Source organism: Marinobacter sp. (assembly GCF_041687235.1).
Classification (GTDB): domain Bacteria; phylum Pseudomonadota; class Gammaproteobacteria; order Pseudomonadales; family Oleiphilaceae; genus Marinobacter.
On the sequence record NZ_JAWLCH010000004.1, the window covers coordinates 73,474 to 96,648 of the forward strand.

Sequence of the window (23,175 nt, forward strand, 5' to 3'; positions counted from 1 at the left end):
CGATAACAAACGCGTTTGCAGTAAACGATTGAGGTAGTGACATGGCGATCAAGAACGCTCTGCTGGTAGACGACTCCAAAGTGGCACGATTTGCCCTGAGCAAACTTCTGGAGAGTCGCGATATGGAAGTCAACATGGCTGGCTCGGCCGAAGAGGCCCTGGATTTCCTGAACAGCCATGGCCGCCCGGATGTCATCTTCATGGATCACCTGATGCCTGGCATGAATGGTGTCGAGGCCACCAAAGCAATCAAGGGCAACCCCGAGACGGCTGGCATACCCATCATCATGTGCACATCCAAGAAATCGTCCTCCTTCATGGAGGAGGCAAAGAATTTCGGTGTTTACAATATTCTCACCAAACCGCCCCAGACCGAGGGACTCAAAGCGGTTCTGGATCAGCTGGCCAGCGATGTCACCGAGGGAACCTTGCCGGAACCACCTGCGGAACCTTCGGCCTCACCCGCGGACGACGACGAGCTACTGAATGTTCCGGCGGATGCCTCGGTGGAACTGTCCCCCAAGACCGGTGATTCTGCGACACGAGCAAACCCCCAGGCCAATGTGGTACCCCTTACCAGTGAACTGATCGAGCAGATTGCCCGTTCGGCGGTCAAAACCCACATCAACAACCGTCTGCACGAGCTGCTCAGCTCCCTCTTCGACGAACAGTTCGACCACCTCAAGCGGGCCCTCGACGAATCCCGCAGCAAGCAGGAAGCGGCAATTGAAGAGCGCCTGAATACCGTTACCGAGCTGGTCCAGGAACGCACCAAACATCTGCGCGACGAGGTTGCCGCCGAGGTGAACCTCAACCTGGGAAGTGAGCTGGCGGTTCTGAAGAAGGAGCTGAAAAAGAACTCCGGATTCACCAGCGAACACATGGCAGAGCTGAAGGACCACATCACCAGCGTACAGACGATTGATACCGAGTTCTGGCAGACCCTGCAATCCGAAGCCATCCAACAGGCCCATGAGATTTCACGGGAAACCGCCGAAGACATTGCCCAACGCACAATCGACCTGTTCGTTGCCCAGCAGCGCTCTGCCTCGTCCCGGGTCTACACCATCGGGCTTGCTGTGAGCCTGGGCATCTTCAGCGTCGGGATTGCCTGGCTGTCGGGCCTGTTTGGCTGAGTAACTCCCGGATCCTGGACCAGTCTGCCGGGGTGTCCACATCATCATGGACCCCCGGAATGTCTACCCGTGTCGCCCTCACTTCCGCCAGGACACGACCGGCACCCCGGTCGCCTTCCAGATCCAGCACCAGGGGCCAGAGCCATCTCGGCAGATAGGCGGGCACGCCGGGCCTACCCCCGTAATCCGCTGCAATAGGCTGGTTGGGAACGCAGCGAGCAGCTTCACCAAAGGCCTCAAGGGCGCTCAGGTCCAGCAACGGCTGATCCGCCACCAGTACGAAAACGCCTTTTACCGCTGGCCCCAGACTGCGGAGCCCTGCAGACAGAGACGCCGACATTCCCTCCTGCCAATCCGGCACTCTCAACCATGCCGACGGCTGTCGCCGGCTTCGAAAGCGGATGAGTGGGTACCAGGCCCCGCACACCACCCTGACATCCGGGCTCAGAAGCCGACCCTGACCGATAGCGGCATCCAGCAGCACACGATTGCGCCCATCCGGACCATTTCTGTTGCCGGAAACCAGTGGCAACAGCGCTTTGGGCCGACCAAACCGGCGTGAGGCCCCGGCTGCCAGTATCAGTACCGGGAATTGCTGATCGTTGCGCTTGTCGAAGTTTAAGATGATGAGTCCGATCGCAGAAAAGAAATGGAACGCTGGCACGCAGCCAGACTGCTGTATTCGGTGATTTTTGCTAGAATTCGGCCATCAATCAACCATACCCGCCTGGAAATTTGATGAACCATCTGTTTGTAGACAACCTGACCGTTATCGATTTCGCCTACCTGGATCCGACCCGGGGGCTGGTGGGTGAAAGCTGGATTGCGGATGTGGTGCTTGGCGGGGAGCTGGACGAACAGGGCATGGTGTTCGACTTCAGTAACGTAAAACGCACCATCAAGAGGGTAATCGATGAGCGTGTCGACCATCGGCTGGTGATTCCCCGTGGCTACCAGGGGCTATCCTGGAGCGAGGAACAACCAGACACCTTTACCTGGGCGCTCACCGATGGCAGCCAGATCGTTCACCGCTCGCCGGACGAGGCCATTGTCTGGCTGTCTGCAGACCGGGTTGTGCCCTCGGCCGTTGCCGCCTTACTGGAACAGGAGATCAAGGCGGTACTTCCGGCCAACGTGATTTCCGTGGAGATCAGCCTCCGGGAGGAGGAGATTGACGGTGCCTATTATCACTACGTGCACGGCCTGAAAAAGCACCTCGGCAACTGCCAGCGCATTGCCCACGGCCACCGCTCACCGATTCGCATCGATCGGAACGGCCACCGTGATTACGATCTGGAGCGCCGCTGGGCGAAGCTCTGGCGGGATATTTACGTGGGTTCCGAGGAGGATGTGGTGCGGCGTCATGTGGGCGAAGACGGCGTTCGCTACGTGACCTTCGAATACGAGGCCAACCAGGGGGAGTTTGCGCTGACCCTGCCCGAGGAGCGGGTGTACATGCTGGACACCGACACTACGGTGGAACTGATTGCAGCGCACATGGCCGACAAACTCAAGGTGGAGTTTGCGACGGACACGATTCGGGTGAAGGCTTATGAAGGCGTTGGCAAAGGGGCCATTGCCGAGCGCTGATTGAAACCATGAAAACGGGGTCAGAAGAAAAGTTCTTCTGATCTAGTCCCGTTTTCATCTGCCCCTTGCTTACAGGCACAAAAAAACCGCCGGAAGGCGGTTTTTTTGATGGCTTTCCGGTGGACTAAACCGACAAGCCGTATTGGCGTCCCCTAGGGGGTTCGAACCCCTGTTGCCGCCGTGAAAGGGCGGAGTCCTAGGCCACTAGACGAAGGGGACTAGAAATTGGTGGAGCCAAGCGGGATCGAACCGCTGACCTCAACACTGCCAGTGTTGCGCTCTCCCAGCTGAGCTATGGCCCCTCAACGGCTGCGTATATTAAGGATCCGCCCTATGGGCGTCAACCTTTTGAACACACTTTTTTTCAGTTTTCTGAACATCCCTGTCCAGGCCGTTTATTAATTCACCAAAGCGGTTACTGAACACCCAGAGCGGCGTATTCCTTTTCCACTTTCTTGGTTTCCTTCTTGGAGAAGCCACCCATCACTTCCAGCGCATGCCGAAGACGAGAACGGGTCATGTCCGGGCCGAGTAGCGCCATAGAGTCCATCACAGACCAGGAGTTGGGGGTACCAGCGATGGCCACGAAGATGGAAAACATGAAGTCGCCCATTTTCAGGTCCATGGCTTTGGCCAGGGCCTTAATGTCCGCGAAGATGGTCTCCTTGCTCCAGTGACGCTGGGCTTCAAGCTTCCAAAGCGTAAACTGCAGAACCCGCTTGACCTGGGCCTCTTCAAGTTTGTTATGGGCAAAGTCCTCCGGCTTGAGGTTGAGCATGCCGGAGAACATGAACTGGGCCATGGGCGCCACATCCGAAAACACCTCTGCCCTGCCCTTGATGTGCGGTATCAGTGCGCTCAAAGCGTCCTCATTGAACCACCACTGGCGCATTCGCTCCATGAACTGCTCTTCGGTGAGCTCCTCACGCAGCCACTGGCCATTGAGCCAACGAAGTTTCTCCACATCGAAGACCGGGCCACCGAGAGACACACGCTGGATGTCGAAGTTCTCGATCATCTCATCCAGGGTGAACTTCTCCCGCTCGTCAGGCATGGACCAGCCCATGCGCCCGAGATAGTTGGTGACGGCTTCCGGCAGGAAGCCCATGCGCTCATAGAAATTGATGCTGGTAGGGTTCTTGCGCTTGGACAGCTTGCTCTTGTCCGGATTGCGCAGCAGCGGAAGATGACACAGCACCGGCATATCCCAGCCAAAGTACTGGTACAGCAATTTGTGTTTGGGCGCCGAGTTGATCCACTCCTCGCCCCGCAGAACGTGGGTGATCTCCATCAGGTGATCATCAACCACGTTGGCCAGATGATAGGTGGGCATGCCGTCGGACTTGAGCAGGATCTGGCAATCCACCTGGGCCCAGTCGATCTCGATGGTGCCACGGAGCATGTCGTCAATCTCGCAAACGCCCTCATCGGGCACTTTCATGCGAATTACGTACGGCTCACCATCGTCCAGGCGACGCTTCACTTCGTCCTCAGGCAGTTCCAGATCGCCTTTGATGCCAGGATTCAGCCCCTGGGCCTTTCGCTCTTCCCGAATCGCATCCAGCTCTTCCGGCGTGCGAAAGCAATAAAAGGCGTGCCCGGCCGTAACGAGATCCTCGGCATACTGTCGGTAGGAATGTTTGCGTTCAGACTGGCGATAGGGGCCGTGAGGGCCGCCTACATCGGGTCCTTCGTCCCAATTCAGGCCGAGCCAGCGCAGGGCCTTGAGGATATCCTGTTCAGATTCCGCTGTGCTCCGGGCCTGGTCGGTGTCTTCAATCCGCAGGATGAACTGGCCGCCGTGTTGACGGGCAAAACACAGGTTAAACAGGGCCACGTAGGCGGTACCAACGTGTGGGTCACCCGTCGGTGACGGAGCAATTCGGGTACGTACAGTCATGAAACCTTCCTGAAAAATCGGTGGCCGTTTGATAAAGCCGGCATTATACCGGCCATCGCCGTGTTTCGCATGATCAGAGCCAAGCAAACCTCCAACCGGAAGTTTCTTTTGCTGACACACCCAACATTTGGTACATTATAACATTACAAAACTCATCGCAGGACCTCCTTACCCATGCGCGTTCCCGGAAAAGCACTTGCATTGGCACTGGGTGCCAGCCTTCTTGCCAGCGGCGCTCTGCAGGCCGAATCCCGAATTGTTACCTCCATCAAACCGATAGAGCTGATTGTCAAAGCAATCGCCACGGATAATATGGAGACAACCAGCCTGGTCCCGCCCGGCTCAAGTCCCCACAACTACACCATGAAGCCGTCCCAGCGTCGGGCACTGGAAAATGCCGATGTGATTTTCTGGGTCGGGCCCGACATGGAAACCTTCCTCAATCGCCTTCTGGCCGGACAGGAATTCAGCAGCCGAACAGTCGCCCTGATGGACGCTGAACACGAAAGCGAGGAAACCGGTCACGATCACAACGAGCACGCTCAGGACCATCATGGCCACGAGCATGATCCCGAGGAGGAGACCAGAAAAGAAGAGCGCCACGACCACGGACACGGCCATGATCACGGCGACGGCGAGGACCCTCACATCTGGCTGGACCCGGAACTGGCCATCGACATGGCTGAAACCATCCGTGATGCCCTCTCGGCATTGGACGGCGTAGACACTGCAGCCCTGAACGAGAACTTCCGGAAGTTCAAAGACAGCGTTCGGAAGACCGACGGGGTCATTCGCGACCGCCTGGCGCCAGCCCATGAAATCAGCCTGTTCGCCTACCACGACGCCTTTACCCGGTTTGCCGAACATTACGACCTGAAACTGGACGGCGTTCTCACGCTAAACCCCGAGCTCTCGCCGGGGGCACGCCATATTGCCGAGGTTCAGGAAAAACTGCGCAATGCCAACCACCCCTGCCTGTTGACCGAACCCCAGTTTAACCGACAGTGGTGGCGCTCAATCACCGAAGACCTGGACGTTACCTTCAGCACCTGGGACCCTCTGGCCACGGACATCGAGGTAACACCGGACGGTTACAACAACTTCCAGCAAAGCATTGTCGACGCAGTGCTCAAGTGCCTACCAGAGGATGCTGAGCATTAACGGAATGGTGACGATGGCCAGCAAGGTCTGGCCACTGATGATGCCCGCCATGAGGGGGGCATCACCGCCCAACTGCCGGGCAAGAATGTAGGCAGACGTGGCCGTGGGAAGCGCCGCCAGCAGAACCGCAACCTGCACCATCAGCCCCTCAAGGCCCAGCAACATTGCCAGCCCCGCAGTCATCACCGGAAACCCTACCAGCTTCAGTACTGACGAGACGATAAAAGGCATGGATGCCCCTCGCAGGGCTTTAAGCTGAAGACCCGCACCGACCGTCATCAGCCCCATCGGCAACGCCAGATTGCTGAGAGGCTCGAGAATACCACCGATCAGCGGATGAAACCCGATCTCGAAAAAACTCCAGACCACCCCGATCACCGAGCCAACGATCAGAGGGTTGGTGACAATCGCCTTGAACACCGGCACCAACCTCACCGGCCCTTCCGTGGCCACCAGGGAAAACATCAGTATGCAAAGCAGGTTCAGCAACGGCACCATAATGGCCACCGCAATCGCCGTCAGCGACAAGCCCTGATCCCCCAGCAACATGCCACCCGCTGCCAGACCCACATAGGAATTGAACCGGATAGCCCCCTGGTAAACCGAAGAAAACACCGGGCCAGGCCAACGCCAGAACCACTGTGCAAATGCGAGGAGCAGCGTCATCGCGATCAGCATGGCACAGATCAGCACGGCAATATCGCCATAGGCGGACGCTGGCAACCGGGCCTGCCCCAGCTTGAAAACCAGCATGGCCGGAAACAGCACGTAGTAGGTAAACCGCTCCGCCTGGGGCCAGAAATCGCCACCTGGAAAGTCAATCCGGCGAAACACATGCCCGAGCATGATCAGGACAAATACGGGCAACAGGGCCTGTATCATCAGGGGCATAGTTATTAACTCCGACGCAGTTTTTTCATAACGGCACGAGTCACTGCCGTGGGCGACGAGCGGGCAATCGGCCAAAGGATTTTGAACTGATTGGAAACCGGCCTGTGAAGTTGCGGTGAGCACACCTGCTTCCAGACCTCAGCGGCAACCTCAGAAGGCGCCAGGTTAACTCCCAGGCTATCGAACAAACGCGACGCTCCGGCATTGGCCTGAACCATACCCGTATTCACAAAGGGCGGCATCAGGTCGCAGACGCGAATGCCATACTCTTCCCATTCGATATCCAGGGCCTCTGTCATGGCTCGAACCGCGTGCTTGCTGGCCGAATAGGAGGCGAAATCCGGAGTTCCATATGCTGCTGAGGCCGAACTCATGTTCACAACCACCGCACCGGAGGCAGCCTTGAGGTAAGGAAAGGCAGCGTACAGAACATTCATCAGGCCAATCACATTGATTTCAATGATCGCGCGATGCTCCTGAATATCAATGCTTTCAAAGGGACCTACTCTCAAAATGCCGGCGTTGTTGTGCAGTGCATCTATGGTTCCCCCGGTTAATTCAGCGAATTCTGACAGGGCCCCAGCGACAGCCTTTTCATCAGTCACATCGACGACATGAGCAGAGCATACTCTCTGACCCAGTTCTGTCTGCAGACTCTCGAGCGCTTTTTGATCCCGGTCTGCTGCGCCGACAATCCAACCTTTTGAGGCGAACAGACGTGCTGTTTCAAGGCCGATTCCGGCTCCTGCACCGGTTACGAATATCGATTTGATCAAAGTTACTTTTCCTTCGAGATCACTGCCAGATGAATCCGATCAACGTTATCTGTACATTGCGTTGATCACACCCGTTGTTTGAATACTCCAACGCAAGGAACGCGTTATGAACTATACATGGCCTGTAAAGGCCGCTGCACTCTCAACCTCCCTGGCATTTTCAGCGACCAGCTCCGCTGGCTGGTTAAATTCGCATATGGAAATCTATCCAGATTGTACAGAGGCGTTGACTCTTCTGAGCAGTGAACTTCTTGATCTTACCCCCAACGGCGAACTGTTCATTGTTATGGCAGATCCGAAGAGCGAGGGCATGGACGCCATTCTCGCGTTGCGCCATGGTTTTCATGGCTCAATTTTCGATATCGATATCCTGAACGACAACCTTCCTCTCGAAGACCAAACTGTTCAGTTTACTGGCACCCTCGTTCGCCGTGATGCCAACATTCCAGAGCGGGTTCTGGGGGGATCAGGGGGAGACTCATTCTTCTTTGTTGTGAGACTGACAGCGGGTAACTTCCTTCTCCATCCGGATTCCTTTGATCACTCCGGATTTGCGGTGTGCGAAGCGCTGCTCGAGGACATGGCTTAGCCGTTTCGCCAAAGCCCTACGGAAATCAACCGGCCAACCCTGTTAAACTATCGTTCACTCAGAAACGTTCGTCGTACACGCTTTTTTCAGCCAATCAGGTAACCGTAATGCCAGCACTACCATCACACGCCGCCGCAAAGAACGAATCCGGCCCCTCCCGCCGCTTCTGCGTGGCCCCGATGATGGACTGGACCACCAGTCATTACCGTTATCTGGCGCGCCAGCTTAGCAGGCATACCCTGCTCTACACCGAGATGGTCACCACCGGCGCGCTGATCCATGGCGATACGGCACGTTTTCTGCGCCATGACGAGGCCGAGTACCCGCTGGCCCTGCAGCTGGGCGGCAGCGATGCCGGCGAACTTGCCCACTGCGCCAGGCTGGCCCGGCAATACGGGTTTGATGAGGTCAACCTGAATGTCGGTTGCCCCAGCGATCGGGTTCAGAACAACATGATCGGCGCCTGCCTGATGGGCCACCCGGACAAAGTAGCCGAGGGCGTGCGCGCCATGATTGAGGCCACCGATCTGCCGGTCACCGTGAAGCATCGGATCGGTATTGATGGGCGGGAATCCTGGGACGATCTCTGTGAGTTCGTGGAAAAAGTGTCGGACGCTGGTTGCCGGACGTTTATCGTGCACGCCCGGATCGCGATTCTTGAGGGCCTGAGCCCCAAGGAGAACCGGGAGGTCCCACCGTTGAAATACGACTGGGTGTACCGGCTGAAAGCAAAATACCCGCATCTGGAAATTATCATCAACGGCGGCATCAAGACGTTCGAGGAATGTCACGAGCATCTCCAGCACACCGACGGCGTGATGCTTGGCCGGGAGGCGTACCACAACCCCTGGCTGCTGGCGGGCGTTGACCCGGAGTTTTTCGGGCAGTCTGCGCCGGTGCAGAGCCGGCATCAGGCGCTCCGGGCCATGCTCCCGTTTATCCAGAGCGAGCTTGATCGGGGCGTGTTCCTCACCCACATGTCCAGGCATCTGTTGGGCCTGTTCCACGGCCAGCCTGGCGGTCGGCAATTCCGCCGCTACATCAGCGAAAACGCCCACAAATCCGGGGCCGGTCTCGACGTTATCGAGACAGCGCTGGAGAGGGTGCACGAACCTGCAACCCCGGATATGGCTGAAGCTTAATCACCGTTAATCGCCACCATACCTTTTGTTGTCTTGTTCCTGTCAGAGTGGCCCGTTATTGTAGGCGTATAGCCAGTGCCCGGGATTCGGGCGCGTCAATAACAAATCAACCGGGACGACAGGACGAATGACCAGCAAGCTCGACCAATTGAAGACCATGACCACGGTAGTGGCGGATACCGGCGATATCGAGGCTATTGCGAAGTGGCGGCCGGAAGATGCCACCACCAATCCATCCCTGCTGCTCAAGGCGGCAGCCTCTGACGCGTATCGACCCATGCTGGACAAGGCTGTGGCCGAGGCTCGCCGGCAGGGCGGCTCTGATGCCGAGCAGCTGACCATGGCCACGGACATGCTTGCCGTGCTTGCCGGGCGTGAAATCCTGAATCTGATTCCCGGCGTGGTGTCCACCGAGGTTGATGCCCGGTTGTCCTTCGACACTGCCGGCACCCTGGAGCGCGCCCGCCGCCTGGTTGAGCTGTACGACAAGCAGGGTGTCGACACCAGTCGCGTGCTGATCAAGATTGCTTCCACCTGGGAAGGCATCCGGGCCGCGGAGCAACTGGAGAAGGAAGGGATTCGCTGCAACCTTACGCTGCTGTTTTCCTTCATCCAGGCTGCCGCCTGCGCCCAGGCAGGTGCGTTCCTGATTTCGCCCTTTGTCGGTCGCATTCTGGACTGGCACCTTGCCAGCACTGGCCGCGATAGCTACCCGGCCGCAGAAGATCCGGGGGTGCTTTCGGTCTCTCGCATCTACAATTACTACAAGGCCAACGGCTTTGACACGGTGGTGATGGGCGCCAGCTTCAGAAATACCGGCGAAATCGAAATGCTGGCAGGCTGTGACCGTCTGACCATCAGCCCGGCCCTGCTGCAGGAATTGCAGGACGACCAGGGCGATTTGCCGCGCCGACTCGTCGCCGACACCGCCAGCTCACCGGATCGTTTCGGCACTATTGACGAGAAGCTGTTCCGCTGGGAGTCCAACGAAGACGCCATGGCTACCGAGAAGCTGGCTGACGGCATTCGCCGGTTCACGGCAGACCAGATAGAGTTGGAGAACCGGGTCAGGCAGCTGGCCACGGCCGCCTGACGTCAAGCCCCAAACCAAACACAGGAGTAGGACTGTCCGATCATGATCGAAAGCCTGAAAAAACTGTTTGCGGCACCGGAAGCTGAGAGCGAGAAACCGGATTTTCACCAATTGGCCGTGGCTGCAACCGCTTTGATGGTTCAGGTTTCACGGATCGACCAGCATGAAGACGAGCGAGAGTTGCAGGCCATTGTCGATGGGGCCGTGAAAGCGCACCAGGTTACCCGGGCCGAAGCAGAAGAGATTCTGCAGGACGCCCTGAGCCACGCAGACGATGCAACATCGCTCTATGAATTTACCGGCCAGATCAACGACCAGCTGGACCAGGAAGGCAAACAGGCACTGCTTGAGAGTATCTGGCGCGTGGCCTTTGCGGACGGACGTATCGACAAGTACGAAGAACACCTTATTCGCCGCATGGCAGACCTGCTGCATCTTAATCACCGGGAGTTCATGCAGGCGCGGCACCGGGCGCAAGACGCCGGTTCTTAAAAGGAGACAGCATGCTAGCGATTCTTCATCCGAATACCGCTCTGGACAGCGAAGAATATAGACAGACCATGCACTACCTCGAGAATCTTCCCAACGTGTCGGTTCGGGTTCATGAGGTTCAGGGTGCCACCCAGAGGCTGACCGAAATCTATCTTCTCGGGGATACCAAGCCCCTGAACAAGGAAGAAATCGAAGCCCTGCCTGCGGTTGAACGGGCCATTCGCATCTCGGACGACTACCGCATTCTCGGTCGCCACCGGGACGATCGCCGGCAAAGCGGCTTCACCTACAACGGCGTCGAGTTCAATCAGTCCAATTTGAACATTTTTGCCGGCCTTTGCGCCGTCGATGTGCCCGAGCATGTCGACATGATGATGCAGGCCCTCGAGGACAACGGCGAAGTCTGCACCCGAATGGGTGCCTATAAGCCGCGTACCAACCCCTACTCCTTCCAGGGCCACGGCAAGGGCTGCCTGCCCTGGGTGTTCGAGAAAGCGGGCAAGCACGGCATCAAGGTGATCGCCATGGAGATCACCCATGAGAGCCACATTGAGGAAATCGACACCTGTCTGGAGAAACTCGGCCGTCCAACCGGCGTGATGCTGCAGGTTGGTACCCGGAACACCCAGAACTTTGAGCTGCTGAAAGCGATAGGCCGCCAGAACACGTATCCAGTGCTGCTCAAACGGGGGTTCGGCATTACCCTGAACGAATCCCTGAACGCCGCCGAGTACCTGGCCAGCGAAGGCAACGCCAATGTGATCTTTTGCCTCAGAGGCATGAAAACCGAAGCGGGCCAGCCACACCGCAACATGGTGGATTTTGCCCATGTGCCGGCGGTCAAGCGCCTTACCCGTATGCCGGTGTGCGTGGATCCGTCACACTCGGTGGGCAGCCGTGAACAATCTCCCGAAGGCATTCTTGATGTCATGCACGCGACGGCCCAGGGCGTGATTGCCGGCGCCAACATGGTACTGGTGGACTTCCACCCGAAACCGGAAAAAGCGCTTGTAGATGGCCCCCAGGCTCTGCTCATGCATGAATTGCCGGCTTACCTGGCAGACATCCGTCTCTGCCATGACACCTGGAAGAAACGCCAGGCCATTTACCAACGCCTGAAGGATGACGCAGCGGAATGATTGTCTACGGACACAGAGGGGCAAAGGGAGAGGCCCCGGAAAACACCCTTCCGGGATTTATCCACGCGTACCGGCATGGCATTCGGCATTTCGAGCTGGACCTGGTGCTGTCAAAGGACGGCAAGCCGGTACTGGTGCATGACCTTTCGGTAGACCGGACAACCAGCCAGAAGGGCAGCATCAGCCAGTACACGGCCGCCGAGCTGGCTGCCATGGACGCACGGCGCAACACCAGCTCCTGGCCAACACCCACCGGCATACCCGCGCTCGAGGACCTTCTTGATCAGTTCGACGACATCGAACACCTGCAACTGGAAGTCAAAAAGGACACGCGCCAGCGGCTGAACATTCTCAGCAATCGGCTGACCGAGGTGATACAACGGCGCAATCTGTACCAGACGGTGGCGATCACCTCTTCCGATAGCTGGTTCCTGAAACAGATCCGGCGGCGCAACACGAACATCCGTATCGGCCTGGTAACAGAACGAAAGTTTCCACGACCGCTCAGCGTGGCAAACCGACTCGGCTGCGAGTACCTCTGCATCAACTGGAAGCTGTGCTCGAAAATGCTGGTTGAACAGGCCCACCGCAGGGGAATGCATGTGTCTACCTGGACGGTGAACCGGATTCACGACATGTTGCAGCTGGAGGAGATGGGGGTGGACAGCATTATCACTGATTACCCGACAAGCACCCGCATGTTTTTCGATAACCGGGCCAGATCGGCGCTGTCGCTACCACAGAGCCACGAAACTGTGTCGGCTGGCAGCGGAGCCCTGTCCACCGGGTGAAATGCGGAATATGCGATCATGAACCCGGGTCAGATGAAAGCGGTCATCTGACCCGGTCTTCAGGTAAACCTCAGAAAATCCGGTTCAGGCCGTTCAATGCCGCAACACGGTAGGCTTCCGCCATGGTTGGGTAGTTGAAGGTGGTATTGATGAAGTAGTTCAGGGAGTTTGCCTCTCCTTCCTGATTCATGATCGCCTGACCGATGTGAACAATCTCTGCCGCCTGGTCCCCGAAGCAGTGAATGCCGAGGATCTGGCGTGTTTCCCGATGAAACAGGATCTTCAACATGCCCACAGCCTCGCCGGTGATCTGCGCACGGGCCAGATCCTTGAAGAAGGCCTGCCCAACCTCATAGGGCACCTTGGCTTCGGTCAGTTCGCGTTCGGTTTTACCAACTGAACTGATTTCCGGAATCGTGTAGATCCCGGTTGGCACGTCTGATACAAACCGGAAGTATTCATCCTGGACAATGTCCGAAGATGCCGAGCGGCCCTGATCATAGGCTGCACTGGCAAGGCTCGGCCAACCAATGACATCCCCGGCGGCGTAAATATTGTCCACCTCGGTGCGATAATGCTCATCCACGGCCAGCTGTCCGCGGCCATTGGGAACCAGGCCAATGTTCTCAAGGCCCAGCTTCTCGGTATTACCACTACGCCCGTTACACCACAGGAATGCATCGGCACGGATCTTCTTGCCGGATTTAAGGGAAAGCACCACCCCGTGGTTGTCGCCATCCACCGATTCGTACTCCTCGTTATGGCGAACCAGTACCCCATTGTTTCTGAGGTGATAACTCAGGGCATCAGAGATCTCGTCGTCAAGGAAAGACAGGAGTCGGCTACCCGGATTGATCAGGTCCACTTTCACGCCCAACCCGGCGAAAATGGAGGCATACTCCGAGCCGATAACACCGGCCCCATAGATGATCAGTGTCCGGGGAGTGTGAGACAGGTTCAGAATGGTGTCGGAGTTATAGATCCGGTGGTGACGGAAATCCACATCCGGTGGCAGATACGGCCGGGACCCGGTCGCAATGATGGCCTGTTTGAAATGCAGCGTTTCCACAGATTTGCTGCCCCGGATTTCGATCCGGTTTTGGTCAATGAAAAACGCGCGGCCGTTAATCAGATCCACCCGGTTGCGGGCGTAGAACTGGGTCCGGAGCTTGACCTGCTTGCCGATGACCTTCTGGGCATTCTGAAGAACCCGCGGGAAAGAGAACCACCGGGGTTCACCGATATCCCGGAACATCTGGTTGGTGTTGAAGGTAATGATCTGTTTGACGGAGTGACGCAGCGCCTTGGATGGAATGGTACCCCAGTGGGTGCAGTTACCGCCGACCATGGGCTTGTCTTCGATGATCGCGACACGCTTGCCGTGTTTTGTCGCATTCATCGCCGCGCCTTCGCCGGACGGACCGGCGCCGATAACGACGACGTCGTAATGATGTTCTGCCATGCGCGCAGTGACTCCTTATCTACGTCGTGAAAAGAATGGTTGTAATTATCGGGTACTAAAACAGATCAATGCTTGCTGGTCTTGCTGGCGTCGTAGGCCAGCGCCTCGGGCTCTTTGCCTTCTTTGGCGAGCCGCTCGTTTTCTTCCTCGCATTTCTGGGTGTTGCCACCACAGATATCACAGGACTGACTGATACCAAGGGCGCCAATACCACCACAGGTCCCGCTGATGGGCTTGCGCCCAAGGATCACACCAATGGACATGGCCGCAACCAGCAGCACCACGATCAAAAGAACCAAAAGAAAGGTACCCATATTGCCCTCCCCTCATTGAGTCACGTAGGACGAAAAGGCCGGCGTCTGGTGCGTCTCGAAACCCTCTTCCGTCCTGACTATAAAATAGGCCGGGATATTCTCCCTTACCGCCAGGGCATTCGCCCGTTCGTAGCCCATTACATTAAACCCGGTTGCAAGGGCGTCTGCGGTCATGCAGTCGTCCGCAATCACGGTTACTGAAGCCAGATTATGTGTAATTGGCTCACCGGTCTCAGGATCTATTGTATGGGAATAACGTCGCCCTTCCGATTCGTAATAGTTACGATAGTCCCCTGATGTTGCCATGGAGCGGGATTCCAGTGCCACGACCCGGTTTACCTGTCGTCCCTCCGATACCGGCTGCTCTATGGCCAGTCGCCAGGTGCTGCCGTCCGGCTTACGACCGTTGACCCGAACCTCACCACCTATTTCCACCAGGTAAGCCTGAACGCCTTGCCTCTCAAGGAACCTCGCCACCGCGTCCACACCATAACCCTTGGCAATGGCCGACAGGTCAACGTACTGTGCCGGCACTGCCCGCACCGCAGGTGGCTCTGACTTCAGCTCAAGCTTGTCAGACCCGGTTGCGGAGAGAACCTCGGCGAGCGCCTCCTCAGAGGGTGTCTGCTCGGGCCTCGCCTGGGGCCCGAACCCCCAAAGATTAACAACGGGGCCGATGGTTACATCAAAGGCACCCTCAGTCAGCGTTGAAACCTCTTTGGCTTTCTGAAGCACCTCAAACAACCCGGCTGAGACCGGAAACCAGTCAGACTGGTCCTCCCGTTGATTGAAACGGGACAGCTCCGAATCGTCTCGCCAGGTCGACATGGAAGCGTCCACCCCCTCGAGCACGTCTTCTATTCCGCCTGCCAGAGTCTCAAGCCTTTCCGGATCCTCCGTCAATACGACATTAATGTGGTAGCTGGTACCAAAAACAGGGCCGGATATTTCCCAGACTTTTTCTTCGGGCTCAAACGAACAACCCGCCAGGGCGGCAACGGCCAGCGCTAAAAAAGCGCTGACCAGGGCCGCCCTGACGGGTCGCAACATGCAGAATGTCATCAGGACTGCTTAGCCTCCGAAGTCATCCAGCATGATGTTTTCATCCTCAACACCCAGATCCTTGAGCATCTTGATGCAAGACGCGTTCATGATTGGGGGCCCACACATATAGTATTCACAGTCTTCCGGAGCCGGATGGTCCTTCAGATAGTTTTCATACAACACGTTATGGATAAAGCCCGTTGGGCCTTCCCAGTTGTCTTCAGGCAGTGCATCCGACAATGCAACATGCCACTCGAAGTTCTCATTTTCTTCGGCCAGTCCGTCGAAGTCTTCCACGTAGAACATCTCGCGGACACTGCGGGCACCGTACCAGAAGCTGATCTTGCGCTTCGAGTTCAGGCGCTTGAGCTGATCAAAGATATGGGAGCGCATCGGCGCCATACCAGCACCACCGCCGATGAATACCATTTCAGCATCGGTCTTCTTGGCGAAGAACTCACCGAACGGCCCCATAACGGTCACTTTGTCGCCCGGCTTCAGGTTGAACACGTAGCTGGACATGATGCCCGGCGGGTGGTCAGTGCCCGGAGGCGGAGTGGCGATACGGATATTGAACTTGAGAACGCCCTTCTCTTCCGGGTAATTCGCCATGGAATAGGCCCGGATGGTTTCTTCCTTGTTGATCGCCTTGTAACGCCAGATGTTGTGCTTGTCCCAGTCTTCGTGGAACTCTTCCTCGATATCGAAATCCTTGAAGTCAATTTCGTACGGGGGGCACTCGAGCTGAACGTAACCGCCGGCACGGAAGTCAACTTCCTCGCCTTCAGGCAACTTGAGAACCAGCTCTTTGATGAAGGTGGCCACGTTGTGGTTGGAGACAACCTCGCACTCCCACTTCTTGACTCCGAAGAACTCCTCCGGCACTTCCACCTTCATGTCCTGTTTAACAGGAACCTGGCAGGAAAGGCGCCAGCCTTCTTTCTCTTCACGGTTGGTAAAGTGGGTTTTTTCCGTTGGCAGCATGGCACCGCCGCCTTCCAGAACCTTGCACTTGCATTGGGCGCAGGTGCCGCCACCACCACAGGCAGAGGACAGGAAAATACCGCTATTTGCCAGAGTACCGAGCAGCTTGCCGCCGGCTTCGGTCTTCAGCGTGTGTTCAGGATCATCGTTGATCTCAATGGTCACATCACCGGTGCTTACCAGCCTGGACCGGGCCGCAAGAATCACTGCGACCAGGGCCAGAACGATAACGGTGAACATGACCACGCCGAGAATAATTTCTGTATTCATGGTCTCGCCTTTTCGTTAAACCGAATCACCGGGTGAATTACAGTGAGATGCCAGAGAAGGACATGAAGCCCAGGGACATCAGACCAACAGTAATGAAGGTGATGCCCAGGCCCCGCAGGCCTTCCGGAACGTCACTGTACTTGAGCTTCTCGCGGATACCCGCCAGGGCGATGATCGCCAGGGCCCAGCCGAGGCCGGCACCAAAGCCATACACCACACTCTCGCCGAAGGTGTAGTCACGCTCCACCATGAACAGAGAGGCACCCAGAATGGCGCAGTTCACCGTAATCAATGGCAGGAATACACCCAGAGCGGCATAGAGCGTCGGGATATATTTATCCAGTACCATCTCCATGATCTGGACAAGTGCCGCGATTACACCGATATACGTCAGCAATCCAAGAAAGCTCAGGTCCACGTTCGGCAAACCCGCCCAGTCCAGGGCTCCTTCGCGAAGGATGCTGTTGTACAGCAGGTTATTCACCGGAACGGTGACGGTCAGTACAACAACAACGGCAATACCGAGACCCGTTGCCGCTTCGATCTTCTTGGAGATGGCAAGGAAGGTACACATCCCCAGGAAGAACGCCAGCGCCATGTTTTCAACGAAAACGGCCTTGAGAATCAGGCTGATATAATGTTCCATCAGAAGGCCTCCTTGGCGACGTGGCGAGACATCTTGTAATCCGGCTCTTCAACCTGCTCCGGCTTCCAGGTCCGCAGACCCCAGATGGCCAGGCCGATAATAAAGAACGCACTTGGCGGCAACAGCAGCAGACCGTTAGGAATGTACCAGCCACCCTCGTTCACCACCGGCATCAGAGAGATACCGAACAGGGAACCGGCACCCAGCAATTCACGGAAGAAGGCAACAAAGATCAGGAGCACAGAGTAGCCCAGACCGTTACCAACGCCATCCAGGAAGCTCAGCCAGGGGCCGTTCTTCATGGCAAAGCCTTCCGCGCGACCCATCACGATGCAGTTGGTGATAATCAGACCAACGAACACCGACAGCTGCTTGGAGATCTCGTAGGCGTAAGCCTTGAGCACCTGGTCTACCACGATAACCAGAGAGGCAATGATGGTCATCTGGACGATGATCCGGATGCTACCCGGAATCTGTGTGCGAACCAGTGATACTGCCAGGTTCGAAAACGCGGTAACCGCAATAACCGCCGCACACATAACGAGGGTGACGTTCATGCTGGTGGTTACCGCCAGAGCCGAACAGATACCGAGGATCTGAAGGGCAATCGGGTTATTACTGAAGATCGGTTCGAAGAGAACCTGTTTGGCTGATGCATCTGCCATGATCAGACCTCCCCTTCACGAAGTTTTTTCAGGAACGTCGCGTAACCGCGGTCGCCCATCCAGTAGTTGACCAGTTGCTCAACGCCACGGCTTGTCAGGGTAGCACCGGATAGAGCGTCAACCTTATGCTCCTTATCCTGGGCATCTGAGCTTACGCCACCCTTCACCAGGCGAACCTGCGGCTCGGAACGGTCTTCACCGTAGACTTCCTTGCCAACCCACTGCCTTTTCCAGCGCGGGTTATCAACTTCACCACCAAGGCCCGGTGTTTCTGCATGGGCATAAAATCCGAGGCCTTCAACCGTGTTCAGGTCACCTTCCAGTGAAATGAAGCCGTAGAGCGTAGACCAGAGACCGTAGCCATGGATCGGCAGAACCACCCGGTTGACCTTCCCGTTCTCGCTCATGGTGTAGACCTTGGCGATATTAGGGCGACGCTTGATGCCGGCCTTGTCTTCCGAAGAGGGAATGTTAGTCGACATCTGGGGATCCGAAGCTGCCTTGTACATGTCGTACTTCATGGGATCCTCGACGCCCACGGCAGAAGGCTCGACGAATTCACCGGTATCGAGATCCACCAACCGGACATCGAACCGCGAGAACGCCTCTTCGATCTGCTCGGCACTGGAGCCGGACTCAAGCATGCCGGCAGCAGAAAGGATGTTGGTCTTGATATCCAGGTTCTGGTTCTGAATCTGGGCCGGACGAAGCATTACGGCGGCAGTGGATACCACTACCGAGAACACAATACTCAACACCAGCGCAACAACCAGCGTACGGGAGACGGTTTCTTTAGCTTTAGCCACGAGCAAGCCTCCGTTTGATGTTGGCCTGAACCACGTAATGGTCCATCAGCGGCGCAAACAGGTTAGCGAACAGGATGGCCAGCATGATGCCTTCCGGGAAAGCCGGGTTGACCACCCGGATCAGAACCGTCATCACCCCAACCAGGATGCCGAAGCACCAACGGCCGGTATTGGTCATCGCAGCGGAGACAGGATCTGTCGCCATGAACATCATGCCGAAGGCGAAACCACCCATAACCAGGTGCCAGTGAGCAGGCACCGCGAACATCGGGTTGGTTTCAGAACCAATGACGTTCAACAACAGGGACATTCCAATCATGCCAATCAACACGCCACCGACAATCCGGTAGCTGGCAATCTTCATGGCCAGCAGGATCAGGCCACCAATGAGCACAGCGACCGTTGAGGTCTCACCCATGGAACCCTGAATCGTGCCCACAAAGGCGTTCATCCAGCCGATCTGTGCTTCCAGGGCTTCCAGGCCACCGCTGGCGGCCCAGCTCAGAGCCGTGGCGCCGCTGAAGCCATCGACGGCCGTCCAGACCGTGTCACCGGAAATCTGCGCCGGGTAGGCAAAGTACAGGAACGCGCGGCCAGTCAGGGCCGGGTTCAGGAAGTTCTTGCCGGTACCGCCAAACACTTCCTTACCGATGACCACACCGAAGGTAATGCCCAGGGCGACCTGCCAGAGCGGAATGGTCGGCGGGCAAATCAGCGCGAACAGCACCGACGTAACGAAGAAGCCCTCGTTAACCTCGTGGCGGCGCACGGTAGCAAACAGCACTTCCCAGAAACCGCCGACCACGAAGGTCACGAAGTAGATGGGTACAAAGTAGGCCATTCCATAAACGAAGTTATCCCAGGCGCCCGCGCCTGCTCCGGTTACGGCAAGTGCCTGAATAAAGGCTGTCCGCAGGCCTCCGTCAGCGACCATGGCATCCGGATTGGACGCCAGGAAACTGTTGGCCTGATAACCGATGTTCCACATACCGAAGAACATCGCCGGGAAGGTACACATCCACACGGTGATCATGATGCGCTTGAGATCTACCCCGTCACGCACATGAGCCGTTGTCGACGTTACTTTGCCGGGTGTGTAGAAAATGGTGTCCACGGCTTCGTAGAGCGCATACCAGCGCTCGTACTTGCCACCCTTTTCAAAGTGATGCTCGATTCCATCGAGAAACTGTCTGATAGCCATCGTATTAGCCCTCGATCTCGATTCGGGTCAGGTTCTCGCGGAGAATCGGACCGTATTCATATTTGCCCGGGCACACGAAGGTGCACAGCGCCAGATCTTCTTCATCAAGCTCCAGCGCACCAAGCTTCTGTGCCATCTCTGTGTCGCCGACAATCAGGGAGCGCAGCAACTGAGTGGGAAGAATGTCCAGGGGCATGATCTGCTCGTAGGCACCGACCGGAACCATCGCGCGTTCACTGCCGTTGGTGGTGGTGGTGAAATTGAACAGCTTGCCACCAGCCAGTTTGGACAGATAGATGTTCAGCACAGAGAACTTGTTCGGACCCGGCGACAGCCAGCCCATGAACTCACGCTTATGACCTTCCTCCAGAACGGATACCTGGTTCGCAAACCGGCCAAGGTAAGCACAGGGGCCATCGCCACGGCGACCACCGAAAACGGAGCCGGAAATCGCGCGCACTTCGCAGTCTGTGGCAACTTCACCGTCCAAAAGTTCCGGAAGACTGGCACCCAGACGGGTTCGCACAAGGCGGGGCTTGAGGGCTTTGGGGCCACCGATCGCCACGATCCGCTCAACCGGCACTTCACCGGTTTCGAACAGCCTGGCGATATCAATAACGTCCTGGTAGTTGATGCTCCAGACAGTCTTGCTGCCGGAGACCGGATCCAGATGGTGGATGTGGGTACCCACGTTACCGGCCGGATGCACACCATCAAACTGGTGCACTTCGACAGCGTCGGACTTGGGAACCGCCACGTTGGAGCCGGGCTTGCCGGTAACGAACACCTTGCCGGACGTCAACTTGGTGAGAATGGTCAGGCCTTTTTCGAACGCCTGGCTATTCTCGCCGATGATTACAGTCGGATCCGCCGCCAGCGGATTGGTATCCATGACCGACACAAAAATGGAGTGGGGAGCAGAATCAATCTCGGGAACCTTGCTGTAGGGGCGCGTCTTGAACGCTGTCCACAACCCGGACTCCACCAGATTATCAACCACCTGCTGGCGTTCCAGGCCGGCAAGATCCGCTTCGCTGTAACGTGCAAAGGTCTCCGCCTCATCGCCATCGATTTCGATAACGATCGACTGGAATACCCGACGCTCACCACGGTTAATCTCTTTCACAACGCCCGCGGCGGGTGAAGTATAACGAACGCCTTCGGTCTTCTTGTCCGTGAACAGCAGCGTACCGCGCTTGACACGGTCCCCCTCTTTCACAGCCATCGTCGGCTTCATGCCGATGTAGTCAAAACCGATCAACGCCACATGGCGAACGGGTTTGCCGTCTGTAATGGTCTGTTCGGGAGCGCCGCTGATGGGAAGATCCAGGCCTTTTTTGATCTTGATCATTAGCCTCATCCAATCATCAGAAACTTATCAATGGATTCGTAACGCCCGACACCTGCGGCCCAGAAAAATTATGAGAAACGGAATGCCAGACGTACCCAAAATCGCGCCAATTATAGAGATTAAGGAATTCTATTTCCACCAGAAACCGGAATCGGATTGTGCCCGAACGTAAACCACACGAGCCCGCGGGCATAAAAGCAAAAAACCCCGACAGCGACGGCTGCCGGGGTTTTTAAGACTGAAACCTCAACGAATCGGTACGATTCGATCAGTCTCTCGCACGTTTGGGGAAGATCGGGTAATTTACGCCGGCCATCTGATTGACCACTCGAATCACCTGGGCACTGTAGCCGAATTCGTTGTCGTACCAAACGTACAGGATCAGCCGCTTGCCGCTGGCAATGGTGGCCTGGGCATCAACCACACCGGCGTGACGCGAACCGACGAAGTCGGTGGAGACCACTTCCGGGGAATTCACGAAGTCGATCTGCTTCTGCAATTCTGAGTGCAGAGCCATATCCCGCAGATAGTCATTCACACCCGCTACATCAACCTCGTTCTTGAGATTGAGATTCAGAATCGCCATGGAAACGTTCGGCGTTGGCACGCGAATGGCGTTACCTGTGAGCTTGCCTTTCAGAACCGGGAGCGCCTTGGCCACGGCCTTGGCTGCACCTGTCTCGGTAATTACCATGTTCAGGGCGGCACTGCGTCCGCGGCGACTGCCCTTGTGATAGTTATCAATCAGGTTCTGGTCGTTTGTGTAGGAGTGGACCGTCTCAACGTGACCGTCCTCAATACCATACTCATCCTCGATCGCCTTCAGCACAGGCGTGATGGCATTGGTGGTACAGGAGGCAGCTGACAGGATCTTGTCTTCGTCAGTAATCCAGTCATTGTTAATGCCGTAAACGATGTTCTTGATATCACCTTTGCCCGGCGCAGTCAGGATAACGCGGCTGACGCCTTTCGATTTCAGGTGCAGCCCAAGGCCTGCTTCGTCACGCCACTTACCGGTGTTGTCGATCACGATGGCGTTGTTGATGCCGTACTCGGTGTAATCCACCTTGTCCGGCCCATCGGAGTAGATCACCTTGATGTAGTTGCCGTTGGCGATCAGAGCAGATTCCTTCTCATCAACCGTGATGGTGCCATCGAACGGCCCATGGACCGAATCGCGGCGCAACAGACTGGCACGCTTCTCAAGATCGTTCTCTGCACCACCCTGGCGAACCACAATCGCGCGGAGGCGCAGATTGTTACCACCTCCGGCCTTCTCGATCAGGATACGCGCCAGGAGACGGCCGATACGGCCAAAACCGTACAGAACCACATCCTTGGTGTCGTTATGGGCGTCTTCTTCAGACTGGGAAGCATACTGCCCCACTACCGGTCCGATTTCGCGCTTCAGGAATTCGGTCAGATCGCCGCCTTCTTCCTTGAATTTGACCGCAAGCTTGCCGATGTCCACATGGGCCCGACCAAGATCAAGCGTGTCCATGGCCTGCAGGATCGGCAGGGTGTCGTGAACAGAGAGCTCGCTGTCTTCAACCTGGCGCACGAAACGATGGGCGCGAATGATGTCAATAACGGACTGGTTGATGATGGCGCGGCCATAGACAGAAGTAACCACATTGTTCTTGCGGTAGAGGCGGCCGATCAGCGGAATCATGGCTTCCGCGGTGGATTCTCTTTCTGTCCAGTTGGACAGGTGCTGATTGATCTGTTCGTG

General features: G+C 56.8%; 23 protein-coding genes and 2 tRNA genes. 9 read left to right on the plus strand and 16 right to left on the minus strand.

Going from position 1 to position 23,175, the window contains the following annotated elements; genetic code table 11:
• Positions 1-41: 41 nt before the first annotated feature.
• Positions 42-1,136, plus strand: a complete 1,095-nt coding sequence (locus tag ACESMK_RS07515) for a response regulator (RefSeq protein ID WP_372996828.1) — start codon at positions 42-44, stop codon at positions 1,134-1,136.
• Here ACESMK_RS07515 and ACESMK_RS07520 read toward each other — a convergent pair.
• Positions 1,096-1,800, minus strand: coding sequence for an NTP transferase domain-containing protein (locus ACESMK_RS07520; RefSeq protein WP_372996830.1), 705 nt, complete (start codon positions 1,798-1,800; stop codon positions 1,096-1,098). The genes ACESMK_RS07515 and ACESMK_RS07520 overlap by 41 nt on opposite strands.
• Positions 1,801-1,874: 74 nt before the next feature.
• On the opposite strand from ACESMK_RS07520, the gene ACESMK_RS07525 reads away from it, so the two are divergent.
• Positions 1,875-2,726: a 6-carboxytetrahydropterin synthase gene (locus ACESMK_RS07525; RefSeq protein WP_372996832.1), complete on the plus strand. Its 852-nt coding sequence runs from the start codon at positions 1,875-1,877 to the stop codon at positions 2,724-2,726.
• A 143-nt stretch (positions 2,727-2,869) separates the two neighbouring features.
• On the opposite strand, the gene ACESMK_RS07530 is transcribed toward ACESMK_RS07525, so the two are convergent.
• The 3 genes from ACESMK_RS07530 to gltX all read right to left on the minus strand — a co-directional run bounded on the left by ACESMK_RS07530 (position 2,870) and on the right by gltX (position 4,626).
• Positions 2,870-2,945 (minus strand) — tRNA-Glu (locus ACESMK_RS07530).
• Positions 2,946-2,952: 7 nt separating this feature from the next.
• Positions 2,953-3,028: transfer RNA gene (locus ACESMK_RS07535), tRNA-Ala, on the minus strand.
• Positions 3,029-3,141: 113 nt separating this feature from the next.
• Positions 3,142-4,626 (minus strand): glutamate--tRNA ligase, encoded by a 1,485-nt coding sequence (gene gltX / locus ACESMK_RS07540; RefSeq protein WP_372996834.1) that lies wholly within the window; start codon positions 4,624-4,626, stop codon positions 3,142-3,144.
• A gap of 174 nt (positions 4,627-4,800) precedes the next feature.
• Between gltX and ACESMK_RS07545 the strand changes: the two genes are divergently transcribed.
• The gene (locus ACESMK_RS07545; protein ID WP_372996836.1) at positions 4,801-5,787 is read left to right on the plus strand and encodes a zinc ABC transporter substrate-binding protein; all 987 of its coding nucleotides are present in this window, start codon (positions 4,801-4,803) and stop codon (positions 5,785-5,787) included.
• Here the strand turns inward: ACESMK_RS07545 and ACESMK_RS07550 are convergent.
• Positions 5,764-6,678 carry an AEC family transporter gene (locus ACESMK_RS07550; protein WP_372996838.1) on the minus strand — a complete coding sequence of 305 codons (915 nt, stop codon included), beginning with the start codon at positions 6,676-6,678 and terminating at the stop codon, positions 5,764-5,766. The genes ACESMK_RS07545 and ACESMK_RS07550 overlap by 24 nt on opposite strands.
• 5 nt (positions 6,679-6,683) lie before the next feature.
• A complete protein-coding gene (locus ACESMK_RS07555) occupies positions 6,684-7,454 on the minus strand; it encodes an SDR family oxidoreductase (protein WP_372996840.1) in 771 nt (256 codons plus the stop codon).
• 106 nt (positions 7,455-7,560) lie between these two features.
• Here ACESMK_RS07555 and ACESMK_RS07560 point away from each other — a divergent pair, with 106 nt between their 5' ends.
• The 6 genes from ACESMK_RS07560 to ACESMK_RS07585 all read left to right on the plus strand — a co-directional run bounded on the left by ACESMK_RS07560 (position 7,561) and on the right by ACESMK_RS07585 (position 12,700).
• Complete coding sequence (locus ACESMK_RS07560; protein WP_372996842.1) at positions 7,561-8,043, plus strand: hypothetical protein; 483 nt, start codon at positions 7,561-7,563, stop codon at positions 8,041-8,043.
• 107 nt (positions 8,044-8,150) lie between these two features.
• The gene (gene dusA / locus ACESMK_RS07565) at positions 8,151-9,185 is read left to right on the plus strand and encodes a tRNA dihydrouridine(20/20a) synthase DusA (RefSeq protein ID WP_372996844.1); all 1,035 of its coding nucleotides are present in this window, start codon (positions 8,151-8,153) and stop codon (positions 9,183-9,185) included.
• A 127-nt stretch (positions 9,186-9,312) separates the two neighbouring features.
• The gene (gene tal, locus ACESMK_RS07570; protein WP_372996846.1) at positions 9,313-10,278 is read left to right on the plus strand and encodes a transaldolase; all 966 of its coding nucleotides are present in this window, start codon (positions 9,313-9,315) and stop codon (positions 10,276-10,278) included.
• 42 nt (positions 10,279-10,320) lie between these two features.
• Positions 10,321-10,770, plus strand: coding sequence for a TerB family tellurite resistance protein (locus ACESMK_RS07575; RefSeq protein ID WP_372996848.1), 450 nt, complete (start codon positions 10,321-10,323; stop codon positions 10,768-10,770).
• Between the two features lie 11 nt (positions 10,771-10,781).
• Entirely contained in the window at positions 10,782-11,909 is a 1,128-nt protein-coding gene (locus tag ACESMK_RS07580) for a 3-deoxy-7-phosphoheptulonate synthase (protein WP_372996850.1), read from the plus strand.
• The gene (locus ACESMK_RS07585; RefSeq protein WP_372996852.1) at positions 11,906-12,700 is read left to right on the plus strand and encodes a glycerophosphodiester phosphodiesterase; all 795 of its coding nucleotides are present in this window, start codon (positions 11,906-11,908) and stop codon (positions 12,698-12,700) included. The genes ACESMK_RS07580 and ACESMK_RS07585 overlap by 4 nt, the downstream gene beginning before the upstream one ends.
• Before the next feature lie 70 nt (positions 12,701-12,770).
• Here the strand turns inward: ACESMK_RS07585 and sthA are convergent, their stop codons facing one another.
• The 10 genes from sthA to ACESMK_RS07635 all read right to left on the minus strand — a co-directional run bounded on the left by sthA (position 12,771) and on the right by ACESMK_RS07635 (position 23,166).
• Positions 12,771-14,162, minus strand: a complete 1,392-nt coding sequence (sthA, locus tag ACESMK_RS07590; protein WP_372996854.1) for a Si-specific NAD(P)(+) transhydrogenase — start codon at positions 14,160-14,162, stop codon at positions 12,771-12,773.
• A 65-nt stretch (positions 14,163-14,227) separates the two neighbouring features.
• A complete protein-coding gene (gene nqrM / locus ACESMK_RS07595; protein WP_372996856.1) occupies positions 14,228-14,476 on the minus strand; it encodes a (Na+)-NQR maturation NqrM in 249 nt (82 codons plus the stop codon).
• A gap of 12 nt (positions 14,477-14,488) precedes the next feature.
• Complete coding sequence (locus tag ACESMK_RS07600) at positions 14,489-15,538, minus strand: FAD:protein FMN transferase (protein WP_372996858.1); 1,050 nt, start codon at positions 15,536-15,538, stop codon at positions 14,489-14,491.
• A 9-nt stretch (positions 15,539-15,547) separates the two neighbouring features.
• Positions 15,548-16,774 carry an NADH:ubiquinone reductase (Na(+)-transporting) subunit F gene (nqrF, locus tag ACESMK_RS07605; protein WP_372996860.1) on the minus strand — a complete coding sequence of 409 codons (1,227 nt, stop codon included), beginning with the start codon at positions 16,772-16,774 and terminating at the stop codon, positions 15,548-15,550.
• A 37-nt stretch (positions 16,775-16,811) separates the two neighbouring features.
• Positions 16,812-17,420, minus strand: coding sequence for an NADH:ubiquinone reductase (Na(+)-transporting) subunit E (gene nqrE, locus ACESMK_RS07610; protein WP_372996862.1), 609 nt, complete (start codon positions 17,418-17,420; stop codon positions 16,812-16,814).
• Complete coding sequence (locus ACESMK_RS07615) at positions 17,420-18,085, minus strand: NADH:ubiquinone reductase (Na(+)-transporting) subunit D (RefSeq protein WP_372996864.1); 666 nt, start codon at positions 18,083-18,085, stop codon at positions 17,420-17,422. The genes nqrE and ACESMK_RS07615 overlap by 1 nt, the downstream gene beginning before the upstream one ends.
• 2 nt (positions 18,086-18,087) lie before the next feature.
• On the minus strand, positions 18,088-18,891 hold the full coding sequence (locus ACESMK_RS07620) for a Na(+)-translocating NADH-quinone reductase subunit C (protein ID WP_372996866.1): 804 nt from the start codon (positions 18,889-18,891) through the stop codon (positions 18,088-18,090).
• Positions 18,884-20,092, minus strand: coding sequence for an NADH:ubiquinone reductase (Na(+)-transporting) subunit B (locus tag ACESMK_RS07625; RefSeq protein WP_372996868.1), 1,209 nt, complete (start codon positions 20,090-20,092; stop codon positions 18,884-18,886). Before ACESMK_RS07625 ends, ACESMK_RS07620 begins: the two co-directional genes overlap by 8 nt.
• Positions 20,093-20,096: 4 nt before the next feature.
• Positions 20,097-21,443, minus strand: a complete 1,347-nt coding sequence (locus ACESMK_RS07630; protein WP_372996870.1) for a Na(+)-translocating NADH-quinone reductase subunit A — start codon at positions 21,441-21,443, stop codon at positions 20,097-20,099.
• A 268-nt stretch (positions 21,444-21,711) separates the two neighbouring features.
• Positions 21,712-23,166: a glyceraldehyde-3-phosphate dehydrogenase gene (locus tag ACESMK_RS07635; protein ID WP_372997211.1), complete on the minus strand. Its 1,455-nt coding sequence runs from the start codon at positions 23,164-23,166 to the stop codon at positions 21,712-21,714.
• Between the last annotated feature and the right edge of the window lie 9 nt (positions 23,167-23,175).